Raw genomic sequence first — 15,154 nt, 5'->3', positions numbered from 1 at the left:
GCAAAAAAATCCATGTTTGTGAATAACCTGTCCATTTCTTAACAATTCTTTAATACTAATTTCGACAAAACTATTTAACCAATTAACTAAATACTGAATATGGAAAAACTTAAACTTTTATTGTTAGCCTTTTTTCTAGGTCTTTCAATCAATTCATGGGCACAAAAAACAGAAGTGTCCGGGGTCATTTTAGATGACAAGAATTTGCCGCTTCCCGCTGCTAATATTCTTGAAAAAGGTACTACTCGTAGTGTAGTAACAGATTTTGATGGTAAATTCAAAATATCTGTTTCAAATCCTAATGCAGTATTACTTGTATCCTTTCTTGGATTTGCAGATCAAACTGTTAAATTAGACGGAACAAAAACAAATTTGACAATTAAACTGGCTTCTGCTACTAACGCTTTAGAGCAAGTTGTAGTAGTAGGTTACGGAAAAGGATCCCGTAAAAATTTGACAACATCTGTAACCTCTATTAAAGCTGATGAATTAAACAGAGGAGCAATAAGTGATGTTGGACAATTACTGCAAGGTAAGGTATCAGGTCTTAACATTTCATCAAGTGGAGATCCTACAAGAACAGCTTCTGTTGTTTTGCGTGGTGTTTCAACATTAAACAGTTCTCAGGGACCGTTTTATGTAATCGATGGTGTTCCGGGTGTTGATATTTCTATGATTTCACCAGATGATATCGCAACTATTGATGTATTAAAAGATGCAGCTGCAACTGCAATTTATGGTAACCGTGCTGCCAATGGGGTTATTATGGTTACTACAAAAAAAGGCAGTAAAGACAGAACTCAAATTGCTTATAACGGATATGTTGGCTGGGAAGAAGTTTCGAATCAGCTGGATATGATGGATGCAGCTCAATTGAGAGCATTTACCACAAAAAACAATTTGAACTTTACTCCTGAAAATGACAAAGGTGCTAATACAAACTGGCAGAAAGAAATTTTAAGATCAGGAAAAGCAAAATCAAGCAGTCATAACTTATCGATGAGCGGTGGAGGTAAGAATGGCAGTTATACTGCTAGTATTACTTCACTTAATAAGGAAGGGGTTCTTTTAAAAAGTGATTTTTCACGTGTAATAGCCCGTTTATCTGTTGAGCAATTTGCTTTTGATGATAAAGTTAAATTTGGTTTAAATGTAACCAATTCTAATAGTAAATATACAAATGTACCGCAGCGTAATACTGTACTTTTACAGGCAGCAAGTTATCTTCCGGTTTCACCTGTAAGAAATGCTGACGGAAGTTTTTTTGAAAATTTCACAAGTACTGGCTATTTTAATCCTGTTGCTTTAATACAACACGGAACAGACGAAACAAAAACAAACAATCTTGTTGGTAACCTGACTGCAGAGGTAAAACTTCCTTTTGGATTTACCTATAACTTAAACATTGCACACCAAAAGCTGACTTCTTCACATGGAGAGTTTTACGATAGTTATTATTCGAGATATAATAGTGCTAATTTCTATAATAACCCAGATCCACCACAAACTAAATCGTTAATTAATTTTGGTATAAATGGTTCTGCCTTGAGAAATAATTATGAAAACACAAATAACATTATTGAAAGTTTCTTAACATGGGACAAAACTCTTGGAGTTCATAAGATAAAAGCTGTTTTAGGATATTCCTGGCAGGAAAATACATTAGGAGACGGATTTCAGGCAACAGCAACCAATTTCCCTGTAGATAACGTAGGATATAACAACCTTGCACTTAGTAATTATACATCAGTGAATGGATATGTTGTGAATTTTGGAGATAGCAGAGCCTACCAAAAAACACGTTTAATAGGTGAATTTGCCCGTTTAAATTATAATTATCAGGATAAATACCTATTACAGGGAACAATTAGAAGAGACGGAGGTTCTGTATTTGGAGCAAATAACCGTTGGGGATATTTCCCTTCTGTAGGAGCAGCATGGAGAATTGACAAAGAAAATTTTATGAAAAATCAGCAAATTTTCAGTGACTTAAAATTACGTGGAAGTTATGGAGTTACAGGAAACTCATCAGGATTTAATGCTTACACAGCTCAGTTTATTTCAGGAAGCTTAGGAACTTTTTACTACAATGGACAGCAAATTGGAGCCTATGGACCAAACCAGGCTGCAAATCCGGATTTGAAATGGGAAAAAACTGCAACTAAAAACATTGGAGTTGATTTTGGATTGTTTAATGGAAAAGTTACCGGTTCTGTTGATTTGTACGACAAGAGAACAACAGACATGATTTTTAATTATTCCGTTAGTCCGGTACTTGTACCAGTAGGAACAATTGTGGCAAATGGTGGAACGATGTCTAACAAAGGTATCGAGGTGAGTCTATCGGCAACCCCTGTTAAAACCGCAAACTTTACATGGTCAACGAATTTGAATGTGGCAAGCAATAAAAATGAAATTGTTAAATTAACAAATCCATTCTTTATTGGTGGTGACTCTATCCGCAGAGTACAGCCTGACGGAGGAGGACAAACTGGTAGTACACTACAAATTTTTAAAGAGGGAAAACCTCTAGGGCAATTCTTTACTCTTAAATACGCAGGTAAAAATGCTGCAGGTGTTTCTCAATATGTTGCCAAAGACGGTAGCTTAACCACAACTCCTGCAATTGGTGTAGATTATCACTATGCAGGAAGTGCACAGCCAAAAGTTTTATTAGGCTGGGGGAATAATTTCCAGTATAAGAAATTTGATTTGAGTGTTTTCTTCAGAGGAGTTTTTGGAAATAAAATTTTCAATGCTACCAAAGCTGATTTATTCAGACCTAGTACTGCAATGACCACTAACATCTTAACAGATGCGGCAAATGAGTCGCCAAATGATCTTAATTCTTATAAATATTCATCACGTTTTATAGAAGACGGCAGTTATATCAGATTAGACAATATGACTTTAGGATATAATTTTGGTAAAGTGAGTAAATTTATTCAAAGCGTACGTGTATATCAAACGGTCAATAACTTGTTTGTTATTACCAAGTATTCAGGAATTGATCCGGAAGTAGAACAGGGAGGAACAGCTCCTGGTGTAGATTCGAATAACTTCTATCCAAAAACCAGAACATTTATGTTTGGCTTAAATGTGATATTCTAAAATTTAATTCTAAAAATTATGAAAAATATATTAAAATATTTGGGACTTCCGGTACTTATGGTTGGATTATTCTGGTCTTGTGAAGATCTTGATGTGCCCATTACAACACAACTTACCCCGGAGGTTTTTCCTCAGAACTCGACACAATACATACAAACTACAGGGCCGGTTTATTCTGCTTTCCGAGGTGACTTTGCATTCTCCTGGTGGTGGTCACAATCATTGTCTACAGATGAAGCTATTTTGCCTGCAAGAGGAGGAAACTGGTTTGATAACAGAAACTACATTGCCATGCATTTTCATGATTGGACAGCTGACAACGGCATCATAGGAAGTCTTTGGGACTGGTCATCTAAAGTAATAGGGATCAGTAATCAGACCATTTCAATTCTAAATCAGGCAATGCCGGCAGGTGCAGAAAAAAACACTTTGATTTCTGAAGTAAAAACAATGCGTGCTATCTCTTATTATATGTTAATGGACAGCTACGGAGATGTACCGTTGGATACGCTTTATGGAGATTTTAGCTCTCGTCCTAGATCGAGCAGAACTGAGGTGTTTAATTTTATCGAAAAAGAATTAAAAAAAGCAATTCCTAATTTGAATGCGGCTTCAGGAATTACAACTTACGGAAGACCTAACAAACAGACTGCAAATGCATTGCTTGCCAAATTGTATCTGAATGCTCAGGTATATACAGGAACACAACGTTATAATGATTGTATTGCAGCTTGTGATCAGGTAATTGGTTCAGGATTGTATAATATTGAACCAAGAGCCACTTACCTTCAGATGTTTTATCCAAATAATGGTCCACAAATGAAAGAGTTTATTTTTGCGGTACCTTATGATCCTATTGCTACCACAGTTGGATTTAATGGTCAGATGTATCATGCGCGTTATGATGTACCAAGATCTGAAAGAGCGAAATTTGGTCTTCCTTTCACGCCTAGTGCTCCAAGAAGTACCTTACCTGAATTTTATGCTTATTTTAATGATGCTAATGATATTCGTAACAGACAATGGTTAACAGGTTTACAATACCTGAACGATGGCGTTACTCCGGTAAGAGTTACTACAACAAAAAAAGGGTATGACCAATTCTATACCGGTTCAGATGGTGGTGCAGCTTATACATATCAGGTAGACCTGACACCTAATATTGAACCTCGCCAAAACGCTACTTTGTTTGATTTAGGAAATGACGAAATTGCATGGAACATGGGATACAGAAATATTAAATTTTATCCTGACAATACTTCCACAAGCCGTAATCAAAATAATGACGTACCATTTTTACGCTATTCAGATGTATTGTTAATGAAAGCTGAAGCAATTTTACGCGGAGGTAGCGAAACCTTAGGACAAAATGCTTTAGCACTCGTAAATATGGTTCGTTCAAATCGTACCACTTCTGCAGCTTTGAGCAGTATAACACTAGAAGAACTTTACAAAGAGAGATGCCGTGAGTTTACATGGGAAGCATGGCATAGAAATGATATGATCCGTTTTGGAAAGTATGAAGGACAATGGGGATACAAAACAAACACTGATACATATCGTCGTGTTTTCCCAATTCCGACAGGGGCAAGGGTTTTAAATCCTGCTTTAACTCAAAATGAAGGATATCCTCAATAGGACCCAAGGAAAAATAATTGCAGTTAGTTTTAATTATAAAAGGGAGAGGAGAATTTTCTTCTCCCTTTTTATTAAGAAGTTTTTAAAATTTTTGTAAAACTTCATTTTACCCTTATGAATTCACGGACTTTTTTTGCCCCCAAGCTGATTACCAAAATCAGAATTCTAATGCAGAACAATTTAGAATATAAGTTGTTATGCAAACCTAATGTTGATTGAATTTTCCTGAGAAATAGGCAAAGTACTTTTCTCAGGTAATTCTTCAATACTGTATTTTAAAATCAATCGGTCATTAAAATTATTCAGCATAAAACAAATAGGTTGTTCTGACAATACAAAGACGATAATGAAACTAAATAAAATTTATAAAATTGGACGCATAGGAATAAGTTTAATTCTTATTTTTTTAGTGTCATGCAAAGCTGAAAAAAATACTTCCGCCAATAAAAATAAGGCGCTAGATATGGTTTATCCTTTGTTGGACACTGAAAATTCAAGATGGTTTTTCTTTTCTTCCGCCAGTCGTCCGTTTGGAATGGTAAATTTGAGTCCCGATACGCAAATTAATGGCGATTGGGGAGGTGGATATAAGTACACAACAGATACAATAAGAGGTTTTAGTCATATCCACGAATGGCAATTATCCGGAGTTTCAGTTATGCCGGTTACTATTTCGCCAAAAAATAAAGAAAACATTTTTACCGATTTTTATTCTAAATTCAGTCATCAAACAGAAAAAATAATTCCTGGATACCATTTGCTGAAATTAGACAGATATCAGATCACTACAGAATTAACCAGTACAAAAAGAGTTGGTTTTCATAGATATACATTTCCGGATTCAGCTGAAAAAGCAATTTTGTTTAATTTGAATACTATTTTAGGTCCTTGCGAAAATACGAATGGAAAATTGGAAAAAAACAATGATCAGGAACTATCAGGCTCATTAGTTTTAAGCACTAATTTCAGACGTCCAAAACCTTTGACTGTATTTTTTAAAGTTAAATTTAATGAGCCAGTAACCTCAATAGAACAAAATATAACTACAGGGAATTATTTGGTGAATTTTGGAAAATCAGACAAACAAATAATAATGAAAGTCGGCATTTCATATACTTCAATTGAAAATGCGGCTATCAATATGGAAAAAGAATTACCACATTGGGATTTTGATAAAGTGGTAAGCGATTCAAAAACAGAATGGAATAATTTGTTGGGCAGGATAAAAGTTGAAGGCGGAACACCAACAGATCAAAGAAGATTTTACACCGACCTCTGGCATGCCCTTCAGGGAAGAAAAATGATCAGCGATGCAAACGGTGCTTATCCGGATAACTCAGGAGAAAAATTCAGAATAGGACAATTGCCTTTGGATTCAAACGGAAAACCAAAATTCAATCATTACAATTCAGATGCTTTTTGGGGAGCACAATGGACTATTAATACACTCTGGGGACTTGCATATCCTGAAATAATGGAAGAGTTTGTACACTCATTAATGCAATATTATAAAGACAGCGGCATGATTCCGCGTGGTCCTTCGGGAGGTGATGACACGTTTGTAATGACAGGTGCATCAGCTACCCCCTTTATTGTAAGTGCTATCCAGAAAGGATTGGTAAAAGAGGATCTGCAAGAAATTTATACCGCACTCAAAAAAAACCATATGCTAAATGGTATTATGGGAAAAGCCGGATATGAACACAATACAGACATTGGCGGCGGTTTAAAATATTATTTAGAAAAAGGCTATGTTCCGTACCCGCTTCCGGATGGAAATTTCGGAAGTCATCAGGACGGAGCCAGTCAGACTCTTGAATATGCTTATCAGGATTGGACTTTGGCACAATTGGCCAAAAAGTTAAACCTTCAGGAAGATTACAATTACTTTATCGGCAGGTCTAAAAACTATCAAAACGTTTTTGATAAAACAACAGGATGGATGCGGCCTAAAAATATCGAAGGAAAATGGCTTGATAATTATGATCCTTATAAATACGAAAACGGCTTTATAGAATCAAACGGTGCTCAGGCGACCTGGTTTGTACCACATGATATAAATGGTTTGGCCGAATTAATGGGCGGAAAAGTTAATGCAGTTTTAAAATTAAACAGCCAGTTTGAAACAGCCAAAAATTTAAAATATACTTCTGGAAATTCTCACGATGCAGAATTACATCCTGAATTTAGTCGAATTCCAATTAATTTCGGAAACCAGCCATCGATGCAGACTTCTAATATTTTTAGTTTATTAGGAAGACCGGATCTGACACAATACTGGACAAGAAATGTTGTAAAAGAAACTTTTAGCGGATTAGCTCCGTCAACAGGTTACAATGGAGATGAAGATCAGGGATTGATGGGAAGTTTAAATGTACTGCTAAAAATTGGTCTATTTCAAATGAATGGCGGAACCGAGGAAAATCCAGTTTACCAGATCGGAAGCCCAATTTTCAATAAAATAGAAATTGAGCTGAATCCAAAATATTATACAGGTAAAAAGTTTATAATCAATGCTCATAACAACAGCTCGGAAAACATTTATATAAAGGAAATAAAATACAATAATGCTCCTGTAAACGATTATAGTATTTCTCAAGAGAAAATTACCGGTGGGGGAGAGCTAATTTTAGAAATGTCGAGTACATCCAAGTAGTAATATTAAATTTAATCTGATGGTCATTCTGAGTTAGTCGAAGATTTTTTACCACGAAAAAACTTCGACTCTCATGCTGACATACTACTACCATTCTCATTTTGTCATCAAATGATTTTGAGTCCGGTTTACAGGAAAGTAAACCTCCAAAAAATGCAAAAAACAGTGTTAAAGAAATAAAATAAACAATGAAAATATATCGCAAAATTATACTTTTAGGGATATCATTATTCTTTACAATTACCATAAATGCCCAACAAAAAGTTCACACTTATGTAGATCCAATGATCGGCTCTGAAGGAGATGGGCGGGTTTTTATTGGTCCCTCATGTCCTTACGGAATGGTTAAACCAAGTCCGGATTGTACGGTAAGCCCTAATAGTGGCTGGCTGCCATTGCCTAAAGAGGTTACAGGTTTTAGTCAGGTTCATGTGAGCGGAACCGGTGGAGGCCCTAAATACGGAAACATACAAATTATGCCTTTTTCCGGATCTTTAGACAAATTAGACCAAACTTCACACAGAGCAGAAGAAAACGTAAAGTTGGGGTATTATGAAACCGTTTTCAAAGAAAATCAAATAAAAACAGAAATAACAACAGCCGAAAAAGTTTCTTTCTATCGCATAACCTATCCAAAAAATGCATCAAAAGAATTAAAAATTGATCCGGGATTTTTTTTAGGAGAAAATCCGGAACCCAATGCAAGAGAGTCACAGCAATTTGTAGGTTCCCAGATAGAAATTGTTTCAGATACTGAAGTCCGCGGATACAGCAGAATCAGAGGTGGCTGGAATAACGGACGTGCTTATACCGTTTACTTTTGGGCAACATTTGACCAGCCCATTGCAAAATATGTTACATGGAAAGACGGAAAATTTTACAGCAGCCAATCTGCTCAGTTTGATTCAGGTAAAAAGACTGCGGCTTTGGTTTCTTTTGGTGCAGCAGGAAAACAGGAAGTCAATATTAAAATTGGAATCTCGTTTTTAAGTGAATTAAAAGCAAAAAATAATATCGAAGTCGAAATTCCGCATTGGAATTTTAATACCGTTTTAGCTGATCTGGAAGGTAAATGGGAGCAATTACTCAGTCGTGTTAATCTTTCTGACGATACTTCTGAGAAATATAAAAAAATGTTTTACACAGGTTTGTATCACACCATGATAATGCCTGTTAACAGAACAGGAGAAAATCCGTTATGGACAAATGATGAACCTTATTATGATGATTTTTACTGTATTTGGGACACTTTCAGAAGTTCGAGTCCTTTAATTACGTTAATTGCCCCGAAACGTCAGGTAGAAATTGTTAATGGGATGCTTAATATTTACAAACGCGAAGGCTATTTACCCGAAGGAAGAAGCGGTAATGATAATGGCCGTACCCAAGGCGGTTCGAATGCTGAAACTGTACTTGCTGATGCTTTCGTAAAAAGTTTAAAAGGAATAGATTATGAATTAGCATTAAAAGCGATGCTTAAGGATGCAACAATACCGCCCGGTGGAAATGAAGAACGAGAAGGAAGGGGCGGTTTATTAGATTATTTACGTTTGGGTTATGTACCGTTTGGTACAGATCGTGCCGGAAACCGTACGATGGATTATGCCTACAATGATTATAATATTGCCACTGTTGCCAAAGGTTTAAATCATACCGAAATTTATAATCAGTATATCAAGCAAGCTGATAACTGGCAAAATTTATGGCGTCCGGATTATGAAAATAATGGAGCCAAAGGTTTCATTATGCCAAAAGACGCTTCCGGAAACTGGCTGGATGACGTTGTTTTTGGAGAATCAAAAATTCAGAAACCAACCTATAAATATACGCCAACCATTACAGAATCTCCTTGGTATGTTTGCCATTGGTGCGTGTTTTTTTATGAAGGAACATCATGGGAATATTCGTTAAGTGTGCCGCATGATATTCCGACAATTGTTGCTAAATCAGGCGGTGAAGTAGCTTTCAAAAACAGACTGGATACTTTTTTTGATACCAAATTGTATGATGTATCGAATGAACCTTCCTTTTTGGCACCTACAATGTACCACTGGATCGGGAAACCGTATTTAAGCAGTGACCGCATCAGAACGATTATAAAAGATAATTTTAATACATCACATGAAGGTTTGCCCGGTAATGACGATTCTGGAGCGATGTCTTCCTGGCTTGCTTTTCATATGATGGGATTGTATCCAAATGCCGGTCAGCCGTATTATTTATTAAATACACCATTAATTAAAGGAATCACTTTGCAGTTGGAGGAAGGAAAAACTTTTAAGATTACAACCAAAAAGCTGAGCGAAAAAAATAAATATATCAAAACTGCTTTATTGAACGGAAAAACCTATAATAAAGCCTGGATTTTGCACGATGATATTGTTAAGGGAGGAGAATTGGTCCTTGAAATGGATTCGAAGCCTTCTGCCTGGGGAACTACAATTTTACCACCAACAAAATAAACTACCAATGAAAAATGCAATCTTTACTGTTCTTTTGTGTGGAATATTTCAAATGGTAACCGCACAAAATTATATTCCAACAATTAAAAACAATACAGAATTACATTATATCTGTAAGCTGCACGGTCAAACCAGAACTCTAAAACTGACGTCTAAAACAGATAATAATAAACTGGTTTTAGATCTGGACACAAGAGGTGTAAAAAGCAGTATTATTACCTTGCCTGAAGCATTAAAAAACGGTACTGAATTAAGCTATAACCAGGGAGAATCTGAACCCGTTTTGAACTTAAAACCAACAGAGACTTTCTTTATGATTTCGCAGTCGGCTTATCAGGAATTATTAAAAAATAATAAATTCATTTACAACAATACCACTTATGTTTTAGATCAGAATTCAGAAAACAGCAATGTGTTGATTGAAGGAAAAACGGTTGATACCTTACATGTAATTGCACAAATTGATGAAACCGAAATGTGGATCGTAAAAAATCCGGAGTTTCCTTTAATCTGTAAAATAACCAAAAATCCATTGGGTATCAATTGGGTATTAGTAAAAGTCGTAGACAAGTAGTTTGATTATAATTTCAGAAGTAACTAAGTTGAATGATAAAAAAACAACAGCATGAAAAATCAAATGAGTCGTGGAGAATTTATTAGATTATCAAGCCTCACATTAGCAGGAGCTCTGGTTAGTGATATCGTTTTTGCAAATGATATGCTATCTGATAACAGCAAAGTTAAAGAAGATACAGAGTTAATGAAAAAGCTCATTTTGAACAATGACGCAAAAGTTAAATCTATATTGAATAAACCACCTTTTGATTCTGCTATCAAACTCAGTAGTTTTCGTGGTGTTGCAAGTTCAATAACCATTATGACTGCTTCAATGTCTAATTCAGATTCAGAATATTATAAATCAAAAATACTCGCTGAAAAACTGAATGAGGCAATAGACTTTTTGTTAAAAGAACAATACAGGGACGGTACCTTAGACGCAGGAGGAAACAGGCAATCTCCACCGGATACTGCCTTTATTCTGGAATATATTTGTCCGGCAGCAGCAATATTAAAAAATAATAAACAAGCTGATCTAGTTCAATTAAAGGATAAATTGAAAAAATTTATTCTGAATGCAGGCGAGGCTATGGTTACCGGAGGCGTTCATACCCCTAATCACAGATGGGTGATTTGTGCTGCTTTGGCCAATATTAATTCGTTGTTTCCTGATATCAGATATGTGCAAAGAATTGATGAATGGCTGGCCGAAGGAATTTATATGAATCAAGACGGACATTATGCTGAACGAAGCGGAATTTACTCTGCCGTGATAGACAAGGCTTTAATTACCATGTCCAGATTGTTAAACAGGCCGGAGTTATTAGAGATAGTAAATAAAAACCTGATTACTTATTTTTATTATACAGAATCAAACGGTGATTTGGTTACGGTTGATTCAAAAAGACAAGATCAGTTTATGGATTTAAAGGTGACGAACTTTTATCTCCAGTATCGTTATATGGCAATCCGGACAAAAAATCCAATGTTTGCGCACATGGCAAATCTGATTGAAAATCTTCCGGCTTTTGCCACAGATATTTTATCAGGTTCGCTTGCTTTTTTTATGGAAAATGAAGAACTCAGAAAAAAAATTACTGTTGACACCACGGTTGTAAATGATTTCGAAAAGTTTTTTGCCATTTCAAATCTGGCTAGAATCAGACGTGGCAAAACATCTGTAACCTTATTTGGCGGAAATGACAAACCGGTAATGATTGTTTCAGGGAGATCTTCAAATCCGAATTTTTTAATGTATCGAAAAGGGGAGGCTATACTTAAATACATGCGTCTTTCTACCTCATTTTTCAGAATGGGCTATTTCAGCAGTGATGGAATTGTAAGAGAAGGAAATAAATACATTTTGAAGGAAACCAAAGAAGCCGATTATTATCAGCCTCTTGCTGAAGAATTTCGAAAAGCAGATGGCGATTACAAATTATCAGAGTCACCTGACGGACGTTTTTGGAATAAAATGGATTTTGATTCCCGTATAAAAAGCAACGTAAAAACGCAGACAACTGTCATTGAAATCGCAGAAGATAACGGGACATTAAGTCTTGATTTTAAAGTAGACGGTCCTCCAAATGTAGAAGTAACGATAGAAATGTGTTTTAAAGAAGGAAGCAATATAATCGGAGCAACATTGGATGAAAAAAAGAATTATTTCCTGAAATCCGGACAGGGAGCACTCTCTGTAGGATCAGACAGCATACAATTTGGTCCCGGAAAATGTGAACATTTAAACATAGAAAATCTGGATAGTGAGGAGTATACGTATCATCAGGGAAGTTTACGAACAAACGGTGAACATGTTTACATTACAGGATTTACGCCATTTCATCATAAAATGATAATTTCTTAAATATTTAACTTGTTTGATTTAATTGAAAGCATATGTCATCCTGAGCTGTGTCGAAGGCTTATGAAATTTAGTGGCTTCGACTGATTTTATCCTAAGCAAAGCCAATGGACTCAGTCTGACATTCATTTTTAATTCCACTAAACGAGTTAATATTATAAAAAATGTTGCTGTATTATTAAAAGGTTGTTTTATTTTTACGGAAATTAAATTAATCTTATAAATAATTGAAATTATGAAATTATCATTTTTAGCTGCTTTGCTGTTTTGCTGTATTGGTTTTGCACAAAATAATACAGACACCAGTTTGTATATGAAGTCTGATAAAATAACGTATTTAACAGATATAGGTTCAGAATCAGGAGATTTGTACAAAACAATCGGGCATCACGGACCGGCAATTGAAAACGAATGGATGGCATTGAGAATCTATTTTAGCGATAAAGTGGCTATTGATGTGTACAATAAAGCAAAAGCAGGTTTAGAACTGAAAAAAGCTAATTGGTATCCAACTCCTGAACAGCAAAAAGAAGGATGGGGAGCTGATTATTATAAAGTAGCAGCAACCAGTGGTTTAGGCGGTGTAAAGCTTTGGGACGGTGAAAAAGTGGTGCCATTGAATCCTGTTACAAACCGTTTGGCTCGTGTTGGAAAAACAGATACGACTTCATGGATGGAAATGATTTCAAGAGGAGTGCCATACAAAGGAAAAAAAGTAGATATTTTAGTTCGTGTTACTGTATTTTCAGGAAAAAGAGAGGCAAAAGTGGAAGCTTTTAGCTTAAATGGAGAAAAAGTACAATTTGTTACCGGAGTAAATTATTTTAAAGATTTTCAAACTAAAAAAGGAACTAATTACATCGCCGTATGGGGAAAACATCCAGAAGATGTAGCAGCAGAAATCGTTGAAGTTGGTGCTGCTATCATGTACAATCCTAAAGATTATGTAAAAACGAATGACGATGGAACACAATATTTGTTAATTTCTAAACCAGCAAAATACTTAGAAACAAAAATTATATCCTCTTGCGCAAGAGAGACAGAACTTAACACTTTAGATAAATTAGAAGCTTACATTAAAAAGTAAGATTTCTTTATTTTTTTACAAGCAGTTTTAGTTTAATTTTTTTGTTTGACGGTATTTTCTAAAAGAATAAAAATGTCAAAAATTAAACTAAAACTGTTTTTTATTTCCTTAATAATCCATCTTTTCGCTTTTGGTTTTGAGTCGAACGCACAAAAAGCTCAAAAGGATTTTTCAATTACGAGCTATGGCTCCAAAGCAGACGGAAAAACGATTAGTACCATTGCAATCCAAAAAGCAATTGATGCCGCTTTTAAAAATAAAGGAGGCCGTGTAGTTTTTCCAAAAGGAAACTTTTTATCCGGAAGTATTATTCTAAAAAGCAATGTAACCTTGTATTTTGAAGAAGGATCGGTATTGCTTGGAAGTACAAATCCGAAAGACTATCCTAATATGACTTTTGAAGGAAGACCTGATTCTCCCAAAAAAGATGACAATTCCCAAATGGCTTTGATTATTGCTCATAAAGCCAAAAACATTTCACTAAAAGGTAAAGGAACAATTGATGGTCAGGGTTTACAACTGGCTTTGAATATTGACAGCCTTCATCATGCCGGTATCGCAGTAGATCCTAAATACAGCCTTCGCAGAAACAGGCCAAACGAAACCATGCGGCCAAAACTATTTCGTTTTTCCCAATGTGAAAATATTACAATTGAAGGATTGAATGCAGGAGAAGCCTCTTGTTGGGGATTATCTTTTGAATTATGTAAAAACCTCGTTTTGGATAATCTCAAAATAATAAACCGTTCCTATTGGAACAATGACGGAATAGATATTACAGATTGTAAAAACGTAATGGTAACCAACTGCGATATAAACGCTGCCGATGACGGAATATGTTTAAAATCTTACTACCCGGGGTTTTATAATGATTCGGTTTATATTGCCAATTGTACCATCAGATCCAGCGCCAGTGCTATAAAATTTGGTACCGCTTCTTTTGGCGGATTCAAAAACGTTACCATTAGAGACATTAAGGTTTATGATACGTTTCGTTCTGCCATTGCAATAGAATCTGTTGACGGTGCTTTTATAGAAAACATTGAGGTTTCAAACATAAATGCCATTAATACAGGCAATGCTATTTTTATACGTTTAGGAAATCGAACCGGAGATAAACCCGGAACTATAAAGAATGTTAGCATAAAAAACATAAAAGTACAAATACCTTTTGATCGTCCGGACATTAATTATGACCTGAGAGGCCCTGAAGTTGATTTCTTTCATAACCCTTTTCCATCATCGATTGTGGGTTTGAAAGGGCATAATATTGAAAATGTAGTTTTGGAAAACATCGAAATCAAGTATCCCGGAAGATCCTCAAAAGGAATGGCGTATATTCCGCTAAACCGTTTGAATCAGATTCCTGAAGCTGTTCAGGATTACCCTGAATTTTCTATGTTTGGTGAACTGCCTGCTTATGGATTGTATGTAAGGCACGCGAACGGAATAAGTATGAAAAATATCAAACTTATATTAGATGATTCTGATTTCAGACCGGCGTTTGTGTTTGATGATGTTCAAAATGTAAAAATGCAGGAAATAAATCTTCCTGAACAAAAGCACAAACAAATCGTTTTTAAAAATGTAGTTTCAGCAACGCTGGAAAATCAGTTATTGGGACAAAAACTTGAAATAGAGGGTAAGTAAGAAACGTTTTGAAAAAATAATATATATACGATTTAAAGGTGTCATCATGACATTTTTAATATTGGCAACTATGTGTTTTAAAATCAGTGAAACGCCTTTTTTAAGTTTACTAAATCTATGTTTCTATGTGT

8 protein-coding genes are annotated in these 15,154 nt (G+C 35.4%); all 8 read left to right on the top strand.

Annotation, left to right across the window (positions count from 1 at the left end; genetic code table 11):
* Positions 1-99 precede the first annotated feature (99 nt).
* The 8 genes from FLACHUCJ7_RS17450 (at position 100) to FLACHUCJ7_RS17415 (ending at position 15,023) form a co-directional block, all read left to right on the top strand.
* A complete protein-coding gene (locus FLACHUCJ7_RS17450; RefSeq protein WP_078228139.1) occupies positions 100-3,111 on the top strand; it encodes a SusC/RagA family TonB-linked outer membrane protein in 3,012 nt (1,003 codons plus the stop codon).
* An 18-nt stretch (positions 3,112-3,129) separates the two neighbouring features.
* Entirely contained in the window at positions 3,130-4,749 is a 1,620-nt protein-coding gene (locus FLACHUCJ7_RS17445) for a RagB/SusD family nutrient uptake outer membrane protein (protein ID WP_078228138.1), read from the top strand.
* Between the two features lie 346 nt (positions 4,750-5,095).
* Positions 5,096-7,405 (top strand): GH92 family glycosyl hydrolase, encoded by a 2,310-nt coding sequence (locus FLACHUCJ7_RS17440; protein ID WP_180909806.1) that lies wholly within the window; start codon positions 5,096-5,098, stop codon positions 7,403-7,405.
* A gap of 188 nt (positions 7,406-7,593) precedes the next feature.
* A complete protein-coding gene (locus FLACHUCJ7_RS17435) occupies positions 7,594-9,867 on the top strand; it encodes a GH92 family glycosyl hydrolase (RefSeq protein WP_180909805.1) in 2,274 nt (757 codons plus the stop codon).
* A 7-nt stretch (positions 9,868-9,874) separates the two neighbouring features.
* Complete coding sequence (locus FLACHUCJ7_RS17430) at positions 9,875-10,441, top strand: hypothetical protein (RefSeq protein ID WP_180909804.1); 567 nt, start codon at positions 9,875-9,877, stop codon at positions 10,439-10,441.
* A 51-nt stretch (positions 10,442-10,492) separates the two neighbouring features.
* Positions 10,493-12,289: a hypothetical protein gene (locus FLACHUCJ7_RS17425; RefSeq protein ID WP_180909803.1), complete on the top strand. Its 1,797-nt coding sequence runs from the start codon at positions 10,493-10,495 to the stop codon at positions 12,287-12,289.
* A 232-nt stretch (positions 12,290-12,521) separates the two neighbouring features.
* A complete protein-coding gene (locus FLACHUCJ7_RS17420; RefSeq protein WP_078228133.1) occupies positions 12,522-13,373 on the top strand; it encodes a DUF4861 family protein in 852 nt (283 codons plus the stop codon).
* Positions 13,374-13,445: 72 nt separating this feature from the next.
* Positions 13,446-15,023: a glycoside hydrolase family 28 protein gene (locus tag FLACHUCJ7_RS17415; RefSeq protein WP_180909802.1), complete on the top strand. Its 1,578-nt coding sequence runs from the start codon at positions 13,446-13,448 to the stop codon at positions 15,021-15,023.
* Positions 15,024-15,154 lie beyond the last annotated feature (131 nt).

The sequence above is a fragment of the Flavobacterium salmonis genome, from assembly GCF_903819435.1.
Lineage (GTDB): Bacteria > Bacteroidota > Bacteroidia > Flavobacteriales > Flavobacteriaceae > Flavobacterium > Flavobacterium chungangense.
This window is presented reverse-complemented; position numbering and strand designations above follow the sequence as displayed.

Excerpts from the sequence above, each read along its gene's own strand:
- FLACHUCJ7_RS17450 (WP_078228139.1), top strand. The coding sequence starts at position 100 with ATGGAAAAACTTAAACTTTTATTGTTAGCCTTTTTTCTAGGTCTTTCA.
- FLACHUCJ7_RS17445 (WP_078228138.1), top strand. The coding sequence starts at position 3,130 with ATGAAAAATATATTAAAATATTTGGGACTTCCGGTACTTATGGTTGGA.
- FLACHUCJ7_RS17440 (WP_180909806.1), top strand. The coding sequence starts at position 5,096 with ATGAAACTAAATAAAATTTATAAAATTGGACGCATAGGAATAAGTTTA.
- FLACHUCJ7_RS17435 (WP_180909805.1), top strand. The coding sequence starts at position 7,594 with ATGAAAATATATCGCAAAATTATACTTTTAGGGATATCATTATTCTTT.
- FLACHUCJ7_RS17430 (WP_180909804.1), top strand. The coding sequence starts at position 9,875 with ATGAAAAATGCAATCTTTACTGTTCTTTTGTGTGGAATATTTCAAATG.
- FLACHUCJ7_RS17425 (WP_180909803.1), top strand. The coding sequence starts at position 10,493 with ATGAAAAATCAAATGAGTCGTGGAGAATTTATTAGATTATCAAGCCTC.
- FLACHUCJ7_RS17420 (WP_078228133.1), top strand. The coding sequence starts at position 12,522 with ATGAAATTATCATTTTTAGCTGCTTTGCTGTTTTGCTGTATTGGTTTT.
- FLACHUCJ7_RS17415 (WP_180909802.1), top strand. The coding sequence starts at position 13,446 with ATGTCAAAAATTAAACTAAAACTGTTTTTTATTTCCTTAATAATCCAT.